The 17,930-nt window shown below is 64.3% G+C and carries 18 protein-coding genes; 8 read left to right on the forward strand and 10 right to left on the reverse strand.

Features of this window, described 5'->3' with window-relative positions; translation table 11 throughout:
- Positions 1–82: 82 nt before the first annotated feature.
- From C1H84_RS12315 to C1H84_RS12325, 3 genes are all read right to left on the reverse strand, one after another.
- Positions 83–286 carry a CDGSH iron-sulfur domain-containing protein gene (locus C1H84_RS12315; RefSeq protein ID WP_047119925.1) on the reverse strand — a complete coding sequence of 68 codons (204 nt, stop codon included), beginning with the start codon at positions 284–286 and terminating at the stop codon, positions 83–85.
- Positions 283–1,311, reverse strand: coding sequence for an iron-containing redox enzyme family protein (locus tag C1H84_RS12320; RefSeq protein WP_047119926.1), 1,029 nt, complete (start codon positions 1,309–1,311; stop codon positions 283–285). Before C1H84_RS12320 ends, C1H84_RS12315 begins: the two co-directional genes overlap by 4 nt.
- Before the next feature lie 136 nt (positions 1,312–1,447).
- Positions 1,448–2,560: a carboxylate-amine ligase gene (locus C1H84_RS12325; protein WP_113607534.1), complete on the reverse strand. Its 1,113-nt coding sequence runs from the start codon at positions 2,558–2,560 to the stop codon at positions 1,448–1,450.
- Between the two features lie 304 nt (positions 2,561–2,864).
- Here C1H84_RS12325 and C1H84_RS12330 point away from each other — a divergent pair, with 304 nt between their 5' ends.
- Complete coding sequence (locus tag C1H84_RS12330; RefSeq protein WP_047119927.1) at positions 2,865–3,356, forward strand: hypothetical protein; 492 nt, start codon at positions 2,865–2,867, stop codon at positions 3,354–3,356.
- 33 nt (positions 3,357–3,389) lie between these two features.
- Positions 3,390–4,829, forward strand: coding sequence for a phytoene desaturase family protein (locus tag C1H84_RS12335; protein ID WP_113607535.1), 1,440 nt, complete (start codon positions 3,390–3,392; stop codon positions 4,827–4,829).
- A 7-nt stretch (positions 4,830–4,836) separates the two neighbouring features.
- Here the strand turns inward: C1H84_RS12335 and C1H84_RS12340 are convergent, their stop codons facing one another.
- Positions 4,837–5,811 carry a cation diffusion facilitator family transporter gene (locus C1H84_RS12340; RefSeq protein WP_113607536.1) on the reverse strand — a complete coding sequence of 325 codons (975 nt, stop codon included), beginning with the start codon at positions 5,809–5,811 and terminating at the stop codon, positions 4,837–4,839.
- Positions 5,808–6,251 (reverse strand): transporter substrate-binding domain-containing protein, encoded by a 444-nt coding sequence (locus C1H84_RS12345; RefSeq protein ID WP_047120885.1) that lies wholly within the window; start codon positions 6,249–6,251, stop codon positions 5,808–5,810. The genes C1H84_RS12340 and C1H84_RS12345 overlap by 4 nt, the downstream gene beginning before the upstream one ends.
- A 328-nt stretch (positions 6,252–6,579) precedes the next feature.
- Between C1H84_RS12345 and C1H84_RS12350 the strand changes: the two genes are divergently transcribed.
- Entirely contained in the window at positions 6,580–6,798 is a 219-nt protein-coding gene (locus tag C1H84_RS12350) for a DUF2188 domain-containing protein (RefSeq protein ID WP_146956051.1), read from the forward strand.
- A gap of 167 nt (positions 6,799–6,965) precedes the next feature.
- On the forward strand, positions 6,966–7,424 hold the full coding sequence (locus tag C1H84_RS12355; protein WP_047119931.1) for a hypothetical protein: 459 nt from the start codon (positions 6,966–6,968) through the stop codon (positions 7,422–7,424).
- Between the two features lie 57 nt (positions 7,425–7,481).
- Here the strand turns inward: C1H84_RS12355 and C1H84_RS12360 are convergent, their stop codons facing one another.
- From C1H84_RS12360 to C1H84_RS12375, 5 genes are all read right to left on the reverse strand, one after another.
- Positions 7,482–8,894: an aldehyde dehydrogenase family protein gene (locus tag C1H84_RS12360; protein ID WP_047119932.1), complete on the reverse strand. Its 1,413-nt coding sequence runs from the start codon at positions 8,892–8,894 to the stop codon at positions 7,482–7,484.
- Between the two features lie 30 nt (positions 8,895–8,924).
- Positions 8,925–9,512, reverse strand: a complete 588-nt coding sequence (locus tag C1H84_RS18540) for an APC family permease (RefSeq protein WP_244910895.1) — start codon at positions 9,510–9,512, stop codon at positions 8,925–8,927.
- A gap of 3 nt (positions 9,513–9,515) precedes the next feature.
- The gene (locus C1H84_RS18545) at positions 9,516–10,355 is read right to left on the reverse strand and encodes an APC family permease (protein ID WP_244910896.1); all 840 of its coding nucleotides are present in this window, start codon (positions 10,353–10,355) and stop codon (positions 9,516–9,518) included.
- A gap of 111 nt (positions 10,356–10,466) precedes the next feature.
- Positions 10,467–11,396, reverse strand: a complete 930-nt coding sequence (locus tag C1H84_RS12370; RefSeq protein ID WP_047119934.1) for an AraC-like ligand-binding domain-containing protein — start codon at positions 11,394–11,396, stop codon at positions 10,467–10,469.
- Between the two features lie 105 nt (positions 11,397–11,501).
- Positions 11,502–12,095, reverse strand: coding sequence for a TetR/AcrR family transcriptional regulator (locus C1H84_RS12375; RefSeq protein ID WP_047119935.1), 594 nt, complete (start codon positions 12,093–12,095; stop codon positions 11,502–11,504).
- A 130-nt stretch (positions 12,096–12,225) separates the two neighbouring features.
- On the opposite strand from C1H84_RS12375, the gene C1H84_RS12380 reads away from it, so the two are divergent.
- From C1H84_RS12380 to C1H84_RS12395, 4 genes are all read left to right on the forward strand, one after another.
- A complete protein-coding gene (locus tag C1H84_RS12380) occupies positions 12,226–14,148 on the forward strand; it encodes a primary-amine oxidase (RefSeq protein WP_113607538.1) in 1,923 nt (640 codons plus the stop codon).
- Complete coding sequence (locus tag C1H84_RS12385; protein WP_146956053.1) at positions 14,123–14,590, forward strand: hypothetical protein; 468 nt, start codon at positions 14,123–14,125, stop codon at positions 14,588–14,590. Before C1H84_RS12380 ends, C1H84_RS12385 begins: the two co-directional genes overlap by 26 nt.
- Positions 14,591–14,948: 358 nt before the next feature.
- Positions 14,949–16,394 carry an NAD(P)/FAD-dependent oxidoreductase gene (locus tag C1H84_RS12390; protein WP_047119938.1) on the forward strand — a complete coding sequence of 482 codons (1,446 nt, stop codon included), beginning with the start codon at positions 14,949–14,951 and terminating at the stop codon, positions 16,392–16,394.
- Positions 16,395–16,431: 37 nt separating this feature from the next.
- Positions 16,432–17,922, forward strand: a complete 1,491-nt coding sequence (locus tag C1H84_RS12395; protein WP_047119939.1) for an aminobutyraldehyde dehydrogenase — start codon at positions 16,432–16,434, stop codon at positions 17,920–17,922.
- Positions 17,923–17,930: the final 8 nt, after the last annotated feature.

Consider the following 17,930-nt stretch of genomic DNA (forward strand, 5'->3'; position numbering starts at 1 on the left):
AAAGATGTTTTTTGCGCTCCGAGTCCTCCGGCTCCATCGATCTGGCCGCATCAGCTCCGTCGGGCTTGGAGGGGACTCGCCGTCAGTCACGTGGCATTTCGAACTTCTTGAGTTTGTGCGTGCCGTCGCAGAACGGTTTGATGGCCGAGCTTCCGCAACGGCACAACGCCACGGTTTCACGGCTTGTCGGAACAGCTTCGCCCTCCGCGTCGAGAATCTCGAAGTCGCCACGGAGAATCAGCGGCCCCTGCGGGCAGACCACGATCTGCGCTCCCTCCGCGCTCATGCCTCGACCTTTACTTTCGGCTGGCGCAGGGACGAACGGCCCCGGCCCCACGCCTCAAGCTGGTGGGCTCCCACCAGCGCGTCGATGGCGCAAGCCGCCTGCGCGCCGAAGAACACCGCTTCGGCGATGCTGGGATCCTGCTCGATCAATCCGCCCGCCAGATCGCGACCGGCGATCTGCTCGTGGACCGCATCGGCTTCCACATGCTCATCGAAGTAGTCTGTCACCGGGGAGTCGAAGCCCAGGCGCCGGAATCCGCGTGCATACCTGGCATTGGGGATCGACGATGTCATCTCGTAGATGGCAAGGTGGCCGGCGATGCTGCCGCGCAATCGACGATGCAGGCCGAAGAACGACATCATGTTGACCGACGCCAGCGTGATGGCAGGCAACGACTCGATATAGGCTCCGAACTCGGAGTCGAGCCCCAGCCCCCGCATGGTGGTTTCGAACAGCTCGGAGTGCATGGCGCCGGGCCTGCCTGCCCCGTACTCGTCGAACTGGATCTCCATCAATGCGGACTTTCCGCGCCCTGTCAGGCGTGGAATCGCCCACGAATGCGGGTCGGCTTCCTTGAGCTGGTAGATGGACTTGTGCATCAGGAATTCACGCGCCTGCTCAACCGTCGCATGCCGGGATATGTAGGTCGAGACCGATGGTCCGTCGTCCGCGCTGGCAAGGGCGAAAAGTTGTCGAGCCGTATCCTGGGCAGATCCGAGCGAGAAACTTGGATCCCCGGCGATCTGCCGCAATCGTGCCTCAAACTGTTCTTCGATCTTTGCCCGAAGGCCCAGCAGAGGCGGGTTCCATTCCCAGCGTGCATCGATGCCATCGAACCCGCGGTAGTGCAGTTCGTAGAGGACGAATAGGACAATCTGGATGTCCTCGCTATGGAGGATGTCTTCCGAGTCCAGGACTTTGAAGGCCTCATGTTCCAAACCTGACAGATCGACATCGGGGTCGTAGGTTCTCAGCACCTCGAAAAGAGATTCGCTGATCCGGCCGCGGTCTTCTGGAAGCTCCACTTCTCCACCTGCTCCTTAATGCACACATACTGAAAAAACGACTATAGGCAATGGCCAACCGGTTGACCGGGCCGGGGTACGGATTACCAGAGAATTCACACGAGGCATTCGAGCCAGCTCGAAACGCGCCAGCCAGTCATGGGTTGCTGCGGAGTTCCGAAATCGTTTCCCGGGCGAATTCCTGCTGGGCGTAGTGGACGAGTGCCGTGCCTCCCCCGCGTGCCCAGCTTGCGCGCTGCCGTTGCGCGCCGTTCCCGACAGAGGTGATCCGCGCGAAGTAGTTCTGCACGAAATCGAGATCGCCGTTGTCCGCCAGATGTTCGCCGGCATAGTCGAGCAATTGCCCCAGCACTTGCTCCGGCTCCAGTCTGGTTTCGGTTCCCGCATCGAATAGCGGTCCTGACAGGCCCATTTTGGAGGCATGCCACAGACCGAGATCCAGCAGCCGGTCCTCCACGGTCTTGGCCACGCCTCCCTGCGCGAGACCGGTATCCACCAGAGCCCTAACCAGCATGGCTATGGCCACCGATTCGTCGGCCGTCAACTGCCCGTCGGCCGTGCGCACCTCTATGGTGGGGTTGCGCTCGGACAGGCGCACGGCCCAGCCGATATGTCCAGCGTCGAGCAGGGCGCCGGAATCGAGCATTATCCGGCGCATCCGCTGGTAGTGCTCCATGGAGTCGAACGCCGGAGGAACGCCTATCACGGACCAACGGCGGTAATGCACCATCCTCCAGGACTCAAATCCGGAAAGCTCACCGTTCCAGACCGGCGAGTTCGCCCCAATGGCAGTCAGTGCTGGAAGCCACGGGCGCAGCACGTTCATGGCCTGCAGCCCGGTTGGGGCGTCAGGGATATGCACATGGATATGCAGCCCGTTGATGTAATGCTCGCGCACGATCCCCGGCACGAACTGGCGGATATCCTCGTAACGCTGCCCTTCGGACACCTCCGTCGCTCCGGGAAGGAAGGGCGGCGTGCCAGTTGCTACTGCCGCCAGGCCTGCACCCGCACACGCTTCCTGCAGCTTCTGTCGACCCAACAGCAAGCTTTCCAAGGCATCGGATGCCCTGGTGCAAATTCCGGATACAAGTTCCACCTGGGGACGGAGGAGCTCCGGGACAAGCGTTGCCCCAGCCAGGTTCTCGCCCTGCAGATCCCCCAGTAAGCCGGGCGGGACCGTGGCCAAAGTCGCGGTCTGGGGATTCACGAGGAAAAACTCTTCCTCGATCCCGAAAGTTCTGGGCATGCACTATCCTTCCGGGATGTCGATTCTGCTTCAGCTGGAGTTTATGCGGGCTTGCGGCTCGGCTCGGCATGCCGGCTCCGAATCACAGGAAACGCAAAGAAGAACGCAACATTTCCGCGAACTGCGTCTTCCTCCACATCGCCCGAATTCCACCAGAGCTGCCACGGGTTTCTGGTGATTTCCCATGAGTTCGCGTCGCATGCATAACATCGCCACCGGACTCTCCCTACGCTGGTGCACAAGGGACCGGATTAAAAGCTTTCCGGGTGGATGAAATCGCCTAGTTTCTTGAGGATGCCACGTAGTGAAGAAGCCAATTGATCACGAGAAATTGCATAAATACCTCAGTGAACACCATTTGGGTTCCGCTGCCGGGCTGGAACATTTCGCCAGCGCCAAACGGATGTGGGCCGATACTCAACATGCGGACGTCTTCCACTCCCTCTGGTTGCAGGTTAAGGAAGACCAGCAGGATCTCGAGCGCATCTTGCAAAAGCTGGGCCGTGAGCCCCACGGCCTTGCATTGCTTGCCGAGCCATGGGCTAAGCTTCTGGGCAAGATCAACTTGCTCAATCCCCTGCGGCAGCGCCGCAAGACGCTGGCTCAGACACAGCTCGATGTGCTGACCGGCCTGCTGAATGCCAAGCACAGCATGTGGCGCACCCTGCTGCTCATGGTTGGTGAAGAGCCGACGCTGGACCAAGCCTTGCTGAGCGATCTGAAGTTGCGTGCCGAATCGCAGATTCGCCAACTATCGGAGTTCAGCGACAGTTCATGGGCCGAGCGCTTTCGCTGAGTTTGACCGAACTGAGATACGGAAACAAGTTATATGACACTGCGCGCCCATGTTATCGGCTCCGGCCCCAATGGCCTGACCGCCGCTGCGATCCTTGCCGAAAACGGAATCGAAGTGGATGTCTACGAACGGAACGAGGAGATCGGGGGTGCCGCCGCAAGCGCCCGGGCATTTGATGGCGAGGCCTTGATCGATCTGGGTGCGGCGGCCCATCCTTTTGCCTACGGCAGCAAGGCGTTCCGGCACTTGGACTTGCAAAGCCACGGCCTGAGCTGGGATTTCCACGACATGCCGCTGGCTCATCCGCTCGATGACGCACCGAGCGTGCTCCTGCACCAAACGCTCGCGGCTACCACCGCCCAATTCGCAGCGGATCGGAAAATCTGGACGGCCCTGCACGGCCCCTTCGTCAAGCGTGCGCAGCAGCTGCTGGACAACGTGACCGGCCCGCTGTTGCGCGTGCCACCGAACCCTGTGCTGATGGCACGCTTCGGTCTGCGCTCACTACCTCCAACGGCCGTCATGGCCTCCAGCGTCTTGCGCAGCCGACAAGCCCGGGCCCTCTTCTCCGGAACCAGTGCGCACTCCATGCTTCCCCAATCCCATCCATTCACCTCGGGGTTCGGGATCATCTTCGGGTCGCTGGGCTCAAGTTGGGGCTGGCCGGTAGCGCATGGCGGCACCGGATCGATTATCCAAGCCCTGGGCCGCGCCGCGAAATCCCGCTCGGTACGCATCCATACCGGTCATGAAGTCAGGAGTCTCGGCGAGCTTCCGCCCGCGGACATCACGATCATGGACCTGACACCGCGACAGATCCTGTCGATCGCACGCGACAGGTTGCCTGCGCGTTATGCCCAACAGTTGTCCCGATGGCGATACGGAACTGCCGTATACAAGGTCGACTATCTGCTGGACGGACCAATTCCGTGGACCGATCAGCGCACACAACAAGCCTGCACGGTGCACGTCGGCGGCGATGCACCCGAGATCGCCCGGGCGGAGGGAGAGGTCAACCGGGGACGCATGCCGGACAAGCCGTTCGTGATGGTTGTCCAGCCTTCCAGCGCGGATGCCACCCGCGCTCCCGAGGGCAAGCACGTCGTCTGGTCGTACGCGCACGTGCCCAATGGCTATGCAGGCCGTGCCGGTGCTCTTATCGATGCGCAGATCGAACGCTTCGCCCCGGGATTTACCGACCGCGTCATTTCGCGCCGCGAGAGCAGCCCAGCGGATTTGGAGCGCTGGAATCCGAACCTCGTCGGCGGCGATATCGGCGGAGGCTCGCTGCGCGGACTGCAGCAGTTCCTGCGACCTACCGTCTCCCTCAATCCCTATCGTCTGGCCCCGGACGGCTTGTATCTTTGTTCCTCGTCCACGCCCCCAGGAGGGGGCGTTCACGGCATGGGCGGTTGGCATGCCGCGTTCGCCGCCCTGCAGGACCACGGCATTCGTGCCACGGGTGCCCATTAGCAGGGCTTCACACCCTGGCCGGAGCCTCGCTTAAATAGTCCGGGATCGAACTCACGGGGATCATCACTACGTCGTAGGCCGGCCAATCGAGCTCCTCCAGCTCAGCACAGGCCTCAGCGACCTGCTTGACACCGACCTGCCCCGAATGCGGAACCACGAAAACCTCGATGTGCTGAACCTGGCCTAGTTCACGAGCCCTGACCGCTGATTCCTCGACCCAATTCATTCGGGCCAGCTGCTCCTCGATCCGCGACACCAGCGGATGCGGATCGGTGCCGTCAAGGTCGGATGCTCGGCTGTCGAGCAGGTCGGAGGTCGCTGAGCGGGTGCTGTCCCAGCCGTCCTTGAGAATTCCGAGCGAGATGACCAGTGCGGCCACGGCATCCAGCCACCAGATTCCCAGACCAATTCCGGCAACGCCCACGATGGAAGCCGCGTTGGTCTGCCAGTCGGCCTTGGCCATCTTTGAATCCGCGTACAGCAGCTTGTTGTGCAGTGGCTTGGCGACCTTGATCTTCAGCCGACCGAGGATGAGCGCGGGGATGACAATAACCGTCATCACCGCAATCATCGGCCACCCCTGCCAGATTGTGTGGCCGAACAGATTGACCGTTCCGATGGTGGGATGTTCCGTCTTAACCAACGCGGTAATCGATTCGTAGGCCAGCATGGCGCCTACCACCAGCAACGCCACGCCTGCGACGAGATGTCCGGCACCCATGGAACGGTGATAGCCGTACGGCTGGCGTGGCTTGCGTGGCTTGCGCGTCCAGCGCAGAGCGATGAGGAAGGCAAGCTGCGGAAGCACCGAGAGCATGTCCTCAACCCAAGCCGTCCTCATAGCCTGCGAATTCCCAACAACCAGGGCGACCACTGTGATCGTGCAAGCCGCGTATCCAACGCTGATCCACTCCAGCTTGGCGGCGCGGCGCATCAGTCGCTTCTGTTCCTCGGGCAAATGGGTTCCGGGCGAGCTATTCATGGCATCTGTGTCCGGTCGAGAAAGCGTTCCACTTCAAAGAGGAAAGCATTCTCGCCGGGCGGCACCAGCATCACGATTTTGCTTTCCTTGCCATCAACATCCACGTGAGTCGTATAGGGCCGTGTCATCCCGACTTGTTCGGCCCACGGAGTCTTGGAACTGATCCCTCCGGCCACGAGGTCCAGATCACCGTTTTCCAAAGCTTCGACGAGTTGTTCCTCGCCTCCCACCGTCCATTCCACCTCAGCATCGAGGTTTTCGGCGAAATTCTGAATGATCTGGATTTCGGAACCTTGCAACGGCCCGTTCGAAACCTCCACGAAGTCCGCATTCGGTGATACTCCGACGCTGATGGTCCCCGATCTGACGTCCTCAAGCGTTCCCTCGGGATCCACGGGAATCTGTGCGCCGCAGCCGGCCAGCAAGGGCAGCACGGCCATGCCCGGTAGGAGTTTCTGCAATGTCCTTGTCTTAACCCGCACTACTTTCTCTCCTTCTCGTGCCGTCCAGTAGCGACCGAACGGTGATGTGCTCAATGTAGGACGGAAAGCGAGACAGTTCATGCCCGATCTGGATATCAGAGGAAATATCCAGAATCCCCGATCATCGCGCGAGGGGTCTACTCTGGATATTCCCTGAACCATCTGGAAGCCCGGAAATCAGCATGGAATGGTGGAGGCAAGGCCGATCTTTTCCGCCGTCCCAACCAGTGACCAGATCTCACATCGAAGCAAACGCTTCCCCATGGCCCCCGAGAAAGGAAAGAGCATGAGCGCCAACCACTTCCAAATTCTGGCCAACAGCGAGGCCTGGGTCGTGACTCTCAGCGGGAAGCACCTGGCAACTTGCCACTCACGAGCCGAAGCCTATGACATTGCCTGCAAAAAAGCCGAGGAGCTCGGTTCGGGCGAAATCTTCGTTCATGACGCGACCGGGGAACTCGAATTCCGTGAGAACATCCATACCCCACGGCGCGAAGACCGATAACCCGGATGCTGCTCGGCTGTCTGCGCCTGCCACCGAGAAACGGCAGCTCTTCGGCATGCTCGGCACGCGCCGGAAAGGTCCGATCGCCTCCGGGCACTTTCGATGCCAGCGGAGAAATCATCCAAAATGAGGTCGCACAAGGGAAAGTACCGTCATAACGTGGGGTTATGGAGGAGCGATACCTGAACGTGGATTTCATCACCCCGGTGCTGGGCTTCGGGGTGGCCGCCGTGCTGCTCATCGGAGGCGTGCCGCTGCTGCTGCACGGCTGGTACCGTCGGAAGAAGTTCGAGCAGCTGGCAGATGGCTACCAGACCTACAAGTTGCGCTCTTCCATCCGTGCCGAACTCGTCGCTGGCGGGTTGGTGCTGTCACTGATGGCGGCACTCGGCATTTTTGCGGTGCTCGGCTACACCTCATCGGCCCGGAATCTGCAGTCGAACATCGAGCAGCTCTACAATCCGGCGAAACTCGAGCTCGGCACGTTCAACGGCTCGTGGATGAGTGCGGACATCACGCTGGATGACGGCACGAGCTTCAGCAATGCGCGGGTGGACGTCCGCGCAGGCAACGAGCCATTCATCGAGGACCTCTGGTACCACTACCACCCGAAGCCCCGGGGATGACGCGTTAAAAAATGCCAGGGCGCCGAACCTTGCGGTGCGGCGCCCTGGCAGCGGTTGCTAGCCCTTGATGACCTGCGGCTGGGCCAGGGACTTCAGGCCGTCGAGACCGAATTCGAGGCCGTAGCCGGACTGCTTCGCACCGCCGAACGGGATGCGCGGGTCGATGGTGCCGTGGGAGTTGATCCACACGGTGCCTGCCTGCAGCTGGGCGGCAACTTCCAACGCCTTGGCACGGTCCGAGCCCCAGACCGAGGCTCCCAAGCCGACCTCCAGGGCATTGGCGTGCTTGATGGCCTCGGCGCTGTCCTTGACCTTGATGATCGGCAGCGCCGGGCCGAACTGCTCCTCGGTGACCAGGCGGTTGCCCGGGTCGATGTCGCTGATCAGGGTGGTCGGGTAGAAGTAGCCGGCCGCCGAATCATCCGGGTTGGCGCCGAGCAGCACGGTGGCGCCGGAGTCCACGGCGTCCTTCACCAGGTCGGCGACGATGTCGTACTGCGCCTTGTTCTGCAGCGGGCCGAGCACGTTGTTCTCGTCCAGTCCCACGCCCATCGGCATGGCCTTGGCGACCTCGGTCAACGCGGAGCAGACCTGGTCGTAGATGGATTCCGGCACGTAGAGGCGCTTGAGGGCGGCGCAGGTCTGGCCGGTGTTGATGAAGGCGCCCCAGAACAGGTCCTGGGCGATGGCCTGCGGATCGGCGTCCTCCATGACCACGCCGGCGTCGTTGCCACCGAGCTCAAGGGTCAGGCGCTTCACGGTGTCGGCCGAGGAGCGGATGATCGCCTTGCCGGTGCGGGTGGAGCCGGTGAACATGATCTTGTCGATGTCCGGGTGGGCGGAGAGCTTCTCGCCGACCTCGCGCCCGCCGGCCACCACGTGCAGCACGTCGGCCGGCAGGACCTCGTTGAGGATGTGGCCCAGGGCGATAACCGACAGCGGAGTGTATTCGCTGGGCTTCATCACCACGGTGTTGCCCATGCGCAGGGACGGGGCCAGCTGCCAGATCGAGATCATCATCGGCCAGTTCCACGGGCCGATGGCGCCGACCACGCCCAGGGCGCGGTAGTGCTTGGCGGCGTAGGTTTCACCGTCGTCGACCACGACTTCCGGGTCCACGTCGTAGGCGGTGGCGGCGCGCAGCCAGGCGGCTGCTCCCCCGACCTCGAAGCGGGCGTTCGGGCCGTTCAACGGCTTGCCCTGCTCGCGGGAGAGCAGTTCGGCCAGGGCCTCGGCGTTGGCCTCGATGTTGTCCGCGGCGGCGTTCAGCAGGCGCTTGCGCTCATCGTGCCCCAGCGCGTCCCAGGCCGGCTGGGCGGCGCGGGCCGCGGCGACGGCGGAGTCCAGGTCGGAGACGGACTTCTCCGCCACGCGGCCGACAAGCTCGCCGGTGGCCGGGTCGAGGACTTCGGTGCCGCCGGTCGCCGGCGAGATTGCCGCGAGCAGTTCCTGGGCATTTGCGTAGGCCATTGATTTGGCTCCTTTACGTGGGTGGTGTGGTTAGAGGACTGGGACTTGGTCGGCGTCGGTCTTGATGACGGCCTTGGATCGGGCCGCGGTGGTCACCAGGAATCCGATGATGCCCGGCACGATGACGATGGCCATCAGGATGTACCCCAGCATGCCCGGTTCTTCCATGCCGAGCAAAACGTCGAAGTTGATGACGATCTGGATGAAGATAAAGACCAGTGCGGCTCCGGAGAGCAGCGGGGCGATGACCCGGGTGAGCAGCGAATCGCTGGTGCGGTGCGTGGCGAAGTATCCGATGATCGCGAAGGAGGTCAGCGCCATGAGCAGCACCAGGCCGAAGGCCGCGGAATTGGTCAGCCAGGTGAACATGGTGAACACGATGAACATCGGGTCTTCGCCGGTGGAGATGACAGCGAAGACCGCGATCACGATCAGCGCCAGCATCGACTGGGCCAGCGAGCCGGCGACCGGGGCGTGGGTGCGGCGGGAGGTGCCGGCCAGGAAGGCGGGCAGTGCGCCGCCGCGGCCCATGGAGTAGAAGTAGCGGGCAACCACGTTATGGAACGCCAGCAGCGCGGCGAACAGGCTGGTGATGAACAGCAGGTTGGCCAGGTCCACGAATCAGGCCGGGCCGTGGGTGGCGAAGAAGACGAAGATCAGATCCGGGCCGAATTCGGCCGAGGCGCCGAGCACGTTCGAGGCGCCCTCGCCCACGGAGATCGCGAATGCGGAGAAGGCGTAGAAGCAGGCGATCACGATGACTGCGATGATCGTGGCGGTGCGGGCGGTGCGCTTGGGGTCCTTGACTTCTTCGTTGTAGATGGTGCCGGATTCGAAGCCCATGAACGCGGCGATGGTGAACGCCATGACAGCGCCCATGCCGGGTGCGATCGCGTCCGAGAGGTCGAAGGCGGCACCCGGGGCCGGGGCCTCCGGGGAGATGACGAAGGCCATCACGTTGTAGATGACAACCACCAGGAACTCGGCGGCCACCACGATGCCCAGCACCTTGACCGAGAAGTCCACGCGGTTCACGCCCAGCAGGCCGACCAGCACCCAGGCCGCCAAGGCCATGACCCACCAGGGGATCTGCGTGCCCATCATGGAATTCGCGAAGGAGGAAGCGGCAAAGCCGAACATGCCGTAGATGCCGATCTGCATCAGGTTGTAGCTGACAACCGCGATCATCGCGGCGCCCACGCCGGAGGCCCGGCCCAGGCCCTGGGCGATGTAGGCATAGAACGCGCCGGCGTTGGGAATGTGGCGGCTCATGGCGGTGTAGCCGATGCTGAAGACCAACAGGATCGCGCCGACCACGAGGAATGACAGCGGCACGGACTGCATGCCGGTGACCGCATAGTTGGTGGTGACGCCGCCGGCGACGGCGGTGAGCGGTGCACTGGCCGCGATGATCATCACGACCAGGGCCGGCACGCCCAGTTTGCGTTGTTCGAGTCCCATTGGATCCCCCATTACGAGTAGGTAACTCTAGGATCCCCCGGTATGGCGTGGATCACCTTGGCATTGCGTGCAGCGCTCTTGCGCTTGGGCGCAGGTTCGCCGCCTGTGCGTTCAGGCGGCCTGCTGCTGGCGGAAGCGGCCCGGGGTGAGGCCGAATTCACGGGAGAACATGCGGCTGAAGCCCGCCGCGTCGGGGATGCCCACCTTCGCGCCGATGCGCTGCACGGAGACCTGCCCGAGCAGCGGATCGCGCAGCAGCGTGCGTGCCTGCTGCAGCCGGCGGTGCCGGATCAGCGCGGCGACGGTACGCGGCTCGTGCTCGAACAGCGCGTGCAGCGAACGCACCGAAATGAAATGCGCGGCGGCGATGCGCGCCGGATCCAGTTCGGGTTCGTCCAGGTGCGCGTCGATGTAGGCGGTGATGCGCTGGCGCTGCGCGGCCTTGGAGTCGGCCTGGTTTTCCCCGCCCAGCGCGCCGGCCAGGGCGGTGGCAATCAGGTCAACGGTGTTGCGGGCCAGCGAGTAGCCGCCGAATTCGTCCCAGGCGGCCAGGTTGTTGCCCAGGTGGCGCAGCAGCGGGGTGACGGTGCCGGCCAGCGGGTGCTCGTGCTTCAGCGCGACAGCGGTGATCTGCCCGACCTGCTGCGGGGACAGCCTGAACTGGTCGTGCGGCACCAGCGCCACCATGACGGAGGCAGGCTTGTCGAAGGACAGGGTGTAGGGGCGCTGGGTGTCGTAGATGGCCAGATCCCCCGGGGACAGCACGGTTTCGCGCCCGTCCTGGATGAGCAGGCCGTGCCCGTCGAGCTGGTAGGAGACCTTGTAGTAGTCCCCGTCCCCGCTGGTGCTCAAGTCCTCGGTGCGCAGCACGGCGTGCGGCTTGGCGGTGATGCGCATCAGGCCGATGTCCCCAAGCATGTTGGCCCCGAGCGTGGCGGCGAAGTGGCCGCGGGAGACCTGTTCGCTGCGCAGCTGCACGAAGGCGTCGGAGATCAGCGCCGACCATGCGGAAAACGAGTCAACATGCTGCACCTGATACATCCACGCCCCCTGTGCTCTGCGCCCGCGACTGTGCCGGGCGACACGTTCGAGGGTAGCCCACAAAGACCGAAAAGTCACGGTTTTTCTTCCTACGTAGAGGAAAGATCAGCGGGCTTCGGCTAGCCGCGACAGCCCGGCCAGATGGTGCTCGAGCTGTTCAAGCAGCGATTGCACGGTATTGGCCTGCTCGTCGAGCACGCTTCCGGCCTGGGCGCCCATCAGGAAGTTGATCAGCGCATCGCGCGCCGCCGAAGCCTCCGGGTGCCCGGCGCCCAGCAGCTGCTCCAGCCAGGCATCCAGAGCGTCGCGCCAGCCCTGCATGGTTCGGGCATTGGCCTCGGCCAGCGCCGGATCACCCAGCGCCAGGTGCCAGAAGTGCACGGCAACCCGGGCCTCGTCGCGGCGCAGCTCGTCCAGCGGCAGCACCTCGTGGGCGAAGGCCTCGATGGCCGCCAGCCCTTCCAGCGAGCCGGCGCTGCGCTCGATCCGCGCATCGGTGGACTCGGCGACGTAGGTGAAGGTGGCCGCGAGAATCGCATCCTTGGTCGGGAAATAGATTTTCAGCCCGCCGTTGGCGTAACCGGCGGCCGCGGCCAGGTCGCGCAAATTCAGCTTCGCGATGCCCTCGCGGGCGATGAATCTCCACGTGACTTCTACGATCTCGCGACGGCGCTGGTCATGGTCGACGATTTTCGGCATGGCTTAAGCCTAGGCGCAATGACGCGTTTCACCGCAGGGCTTGCGTCGTGGGTCACAGCACCGTATTCTCTACACCCAGAGAACAAAAAATGTTGTGGATCACATCCCATCACCGAAGGGCTCCAGCATCATGACTGAAACCACCTCCGTGGACACCAACTTCACCCTGCTCGCCGAGCAGGAAATCGCCGCAGCCAAGGCGCTGCTGGTCGAGAACCGGCTGTTCACCGAGCACACCCGCATCGCCTACATGGGCCTTGAGGACCCGAGCGAGCAGAACGCCGACCGCCTGGTGCGCGTCATGCTCATGGACAAGCTGCGCAACGAACCCAAGGACGTGGTGCTGGACTTGACCCGGGGCGAGGTCGCTTCGGTCATCAACCTCGACCCGGCCGCGGTGGGACAGCTGCCGGTGCTGGTCGAGGAATTCGAGATGATGGAAGCGATCCTGGCCGAGGACGAGCAGTGGGCCGCCGCGCTGGCCAAGCGCGGGCTGCGCACCGACCAGGTGCGCGTCGCCCCGCTGTCCGCCGGCGTGTTCGAGTACCCGGAGGAATCCGGGCGCCGCATCCTGCGCGGCCTGGCCTTCCGCCAGGACTTCGCCGAGGACTCCGCCTGGGCGCACCCGATCGACGGCCTGGTCGTCTACATCGACACCATCGCCGCGAAGGTCGACCAGCTGCTGGACTTCGGCAATGTCGAGATCCCTGCCACCCACGGCAACTACACCGATCCCGAGCTGACCGGCCCGGTCCGCACCTCCCAGAAGCCGATCGAGATCACCCAGCCGCAGGGCGCCAGCTTCACCGTGACCGAGGGCAACCACGTCGAGTGGGAGAAGTGGTCGCTGGACATCGGCTTCGACATGCGCGAAGGCCTGGTGCTCTACAACATCGGCTTCGACGATGCGGGCGAGCGCCGCCGCATCCTTGACCGCGCGTCCATCGCCGAGATGGTGGTCCCCTACGGCGATCCGTCGCCGGTGCGCAGCTGGCAGAACTACTTCGACACCGGCGAGTACCTGGTCGGCCGCTTCGCCAACTCCCTGGAACTGGGCTGCGACTGCCTGGGCGAGATCCACTACATCTCCCCGGTGATCACCGACGCCGACGGCAACGCGCAGAGAATCACCAACGGCATCTGCATGCACGAGGAAGACGCCTCGATCCTCTCCAAGCACTCGGACGACTGGTCGGGCGTGAAGTACACCCGCCGCAACCGCCGCCTAGTGATCAGCTTCTTCACTACCGTGGGCAACTACGACTACGGCTTCTACTGGTACCTGTACCTGGACGGCACCATCGAGTTCGAGGCCAAGGCCACCGGCATCGTGTTCACCTCCGCGATGCGCGACGAGCGCTTCGCCTCGGAGATGGCCCCGGGCCTGGGTGCGCCGTTCCACCAGCACCTGTTCGGCGCCCGCCTCGACTTTTCGCTGGACGGCGGGCCGAGCCAGGTCATCGAGGAAGAAGCGGTACGCCTGCCGATCAGCGAGGAGAACCCGCGCGGCAACGCCTTCACCCGCAGCCACACCGTGCTAGCCACCGAGAAGCAGGCGGTGCGCGACGCGAATCAGGCCGCCGGGCGCACCTGGGTGGTCACCAACCCGGAGAAGAAGAACTACCTGGGCAAGCCGGTGGGCTTCAAGCTGCTGCCCCAGGGCCTGCCGACCCTGCTGGCCGCCGAAGGCTCCTCGGTGCATCAGCGCGCGCAGTTCGCCTCCAAGGCCCTGTGGGTCACCCAGCGCAACGCCGCCCACCGCTACCCGACCGGCGACTTCGTGAACCAGAACCCGGGCGTGGACGGCATCGGCTCCTGGATCGAGGACGACAAGAGCATCGACGGCGAGAAGATCAGCCTGTGGCACACCTTCGCGCTGACCCACTTCCCGCGCACCGAGGACTGGCCGATCATGCCGGTGGACACCGTCGGCTTCAAGATCCGCCCCGAGGGCTTCTTCGACCGCTCGCCGGTGCTGGATGTCCCGGAGCCTGCCAAGCACGGCTGCTGCGCCACCACCGAAGCCGATGGCTGCTGCGGTTCTAACGGCTAGCGCCGCCCCGGCAGCACCGGCCCGGGTGCAGCTCGGGAACCGCGTGCTGGGCGCGGCCGTGCTCGGCTCGGCCGTAGTGCATCTGGCGGTACTGGCGCTCATCCCGCACGCGCCGCTGTGGACGGCGCTGTTGCTGGCCATGACCGCCTGGTGCCTTAAGTGCGCCTGGTGCGTGCTGCGCGGCGGGAACGCGCTGGAACTGCTGGGCATGTGCGCGGCCATGGGAGCGGCGCATATCGCGATGGTTGTCGGGATGCCTTGGTTCACCGGGCATCACGATGGGCACTCGGGGCACCCAGGAAGCCATGCGGTCCCGATGCTGCTGATCGCGCTCATGGAGTTCGCGCTCATGTTCGCCTCGGCGCTAGTGGTCCGCCGCCGGCATGCCGGGGCGGCCAACGCGGCGAATCTTCCGGTTCCCGCCGCGCTCAGCCGACCTTGATACCCAAGCCCCCGAGCTGTTTCATTCGAAACAGCCCGGGGGCTTTTGCCTGCCTGCAACAGGGCACATCTGAAGTCGCTAAAAGACTGGCTCGTCACAAACCGACCAGTTGGTCGGGTTTGGCTTGACACCGCTACCGCGGAACGATTGAATATGTAATGAATCACATTCTATTCGTGATCTTGACCTTGAGAAGAGGGATACCCTTGACTGCCCCTTGGCAATCTTCCGAGATCACCCGCGCTCAGTTCACCGCGAAGGCCCAAGGTCCCCTGGTCGTACCACTGGAATGCGCCACGCACCGCGCCTGAACCCGCATTCCTTCCCGACCCCATACCTTTCAGACCAAGGACCATCCATGGCTATCACCAACCCGATTTCATTCGACCGCCACGAGGCCAAGGCCTCGCGCGCGCACATCTCCGCCTCGCTGGCCGACGCCAAGCACACCAGCTACTGGCTGGACACGGACAAGCGCCCGGCGCCGAAGTCCGCGCTGCACGGCAGCGTCGACACCGACCTGCTGGTGGTCGGAGGCGGCTACACCGGCCTGTGGACTGCGCTGCAGGCCAAGGAGCGCGACCCGCAACGCGAGGTCGTGCTGCTCGAGGGCCAGCGCATCGGCTGGGCCGCCTCAGGACGCAACGGCGGCTTCTGCGAAGCCTCGCTGGTCCACGGCGAAACCAACGGCGAGAACCACCTGCCCAGGGAGAACGCGCTGCTGGCAAAGCTTGGCGCGCAGAACCTCGACGAGCTGCAGGCAACCGTCGAACGCTACACCATGGACGTTGACTTCACCCGCGACGGCGTGCTGAACGTTGCCACCGAACCCCACCAGATCGAATGGGTCACCGAGGAAGCCGGATCCGAGGGCGTCGAGGTCCTGGATGCCGCCGGTACCCGCACGCTCATCAACTCCCCCGATTTCCTGGCCGGCGCCTGGGACAAGGACAGCTCCGCGCTGGTCCACCCCGCCAAGCTGGTCTGGGAACTTGCCCGGGTTTGCACCGAGCTTGGCGTGAAGATCTACGAGCACACCCAAGTCACCGAGCTGGTCGAGGACGGCGCCACCATGCGCGCGCTGACTGCCGACGGACAGGTGACCGCGAAGCACGTCGCACTGGCCACCAACGTCTTCCCCTCGCTGCTCAAGCGCCACCGCGCCCACGTCATCCCGGTCTACGACTACGCATTGATGACCGAGCCGCTGACCGAAGAACAGCGTGCCGCCATCGGCTGGGATCCGATGGTGGGACTGGCTGACATGAACAACCGTTTCCACTACTCCCGCCCGACCATCGACGAGCAGGGCGGATTCCGCATCCTGTACGGCGGCTACGACGCGGTTTACCACTTCGGCGGCAAGGTGCGTTCCAGCTACGACACCAACCAGGAAACCTTCGAGAAGCTCGCCTCGCACTTCTTCGGCAGCTTCCCTCAGCTGCGCGAGGTGAAGTTCTCCCACGCCTGGGGCGGGGCAATCGACACCTGCTCGCGCTTCTTCTCCTTCTTCGACCTGGCCTACGGCGGCAAGGTCGCCTACTGCGCCGGCTTCACCGGGCTGGGAGTGGGCGCCACCCGCTTCGGCGGCAAGGTCATGCTGGACCTGCTCTCCGGCGCGAAGACCGAGCTGACCGAGCTGGAACTGGTGCGCACCAAGCCGATCCCGTTCCCGCCGGAGCCTGCCGCCTGGGTCGGCGTGAAGCTGATGACCAGCCACCTGGTGAAGGCCGACCGCAACGAAGGCAAGCGCTCGCCCTTCCTGAAGCTCATGGACAAGATCGGCATGGGCTTCGATTCCTGAGCCCGCCGCCAGCCACTACCTATCCAAGGAACCACCTATGACTACCTTTGAATTCACCGAGGGCCACCAGTTCATCAACGGCGCGTTCGTGCGCGGCGAAGGCCCTGCCATCACCCGCACCAGCCCTGCCACCGGCCAGAAGCTGATGGACGTGGACACCGCCACCGCCGCCCAGGTCGACCAGGCAGTGCAGGCAGCGGCCGCCGCGTTCTCCAGCTGGTCCAAGCTCACCCCGGGCGAGCGCTCCGACCACCTGCTGGCCCTGGCCCGCGAGCTGCAGGGCAAGGCCGACCTGCTGGCACAGGTGGAAACCGCGCAGACCGGCAAGACCATCCGCATGTCCACCGAATTCGATGTGCCGGGCTCGATCGACAACGTGAACTTCTTCGCCGGAGCGGCCCGCAACCTGCAGGGCCTGGCCGCCGGGGACTACGCCGGAAACACCACCTCGATGGTGCGCCGCGAGGCCATCGGCGTGATCGGCTCGATCAGCCCGTGGAACTACCCGCTGCAGATGGCCGCATGGAAGGTGCTGCCGGCGATCGCCGCGGGCAACACCATCGTGCTCAAGCCCAGCGAGCTCACCCCTGGCACCACCTTGCTGTTCGCGCAGGCCGCCAAGGACGCGGGACTGCCCGACGGCGTCATCAACGTGGTGGTCGGCGGCGGCGTGGAGGTCGGCGAGCCGCTGGTGCGCCACCGGTTGGTGAAGATGACCTCCTTCACCGGGTCCACCGCGGTGGGCCTGAAGATCATGTCCATGGCCGCCGAGAGCGGCAAGCGCGTGCATCTGGAACTGGGCGGCAAGGCGCCGTTCGTGGTTTTCGACGACGCGGATATCGAGGCAGCAGCTCACGGCGCGGTGGCCGGTTCCACCATCAACGCAGGCCAGGACTGCACCGCCGCCACTCGCGCCTACGTGCACTCCTCGGTGTTCGAGAAGTTCACCTCCCGCGTGGCCGAGCTGATGGACGCCATGGTGGTCGGGGATCCGACCGACGAGGACACCGACATGGGCGCGCTGATCAGCGAGCAGCATGCGGCCAAGGTCGCGGCCATGGTCGAGCGCGCCGTCGCCGCCGGGGCCACCGCCCTGGCCGGAGGCGTGCGCGTTGACCGTCCGGGCAACTTCTACCGCCCGACCCTGATCACCGGAGCGGCGCAGGATTCGGAGATCGTGCAGGACGAGGTGTTCGGCCCGGTGCTGGTGGCGCTGCCGTTCGACACCGACGAGCAGGCCATCGAGCTGGCCAACGACACCCCCTACGGCCTGGCCGCCAGCGCCTGGACCAAGGACGTGAACCGCGCCATGCGCGCCAGCGCCGAGATCCAGGCCGGCTGCGTGTGGATCAACGAGCACATCATCATCGTCTCGGACATGCCGCACGGCGGCTACAAGGCCTCGGGCATGGGCAAGGACATGAGTCAGTACTCCTTCGACGAGTACACGAACGTCAAACACGTGCTGATCGCCCATGACACCGCGGCCCACCGCGAATGGCAGGACACGGTGTTCAAGCAGCGCTAGCCCGAAGC

It is taken from the genome of Glutamicibacter soli (genome assembly GCF_003309065.1).
In the GTDB taxonomy this organism is placed as follows: domain Bacteria; phylum Actinomycetota; class Actinomycetes; order Actinomycetales; family Micrococcaceae; genus Glutamicibacter; species Glutamicibacter soli.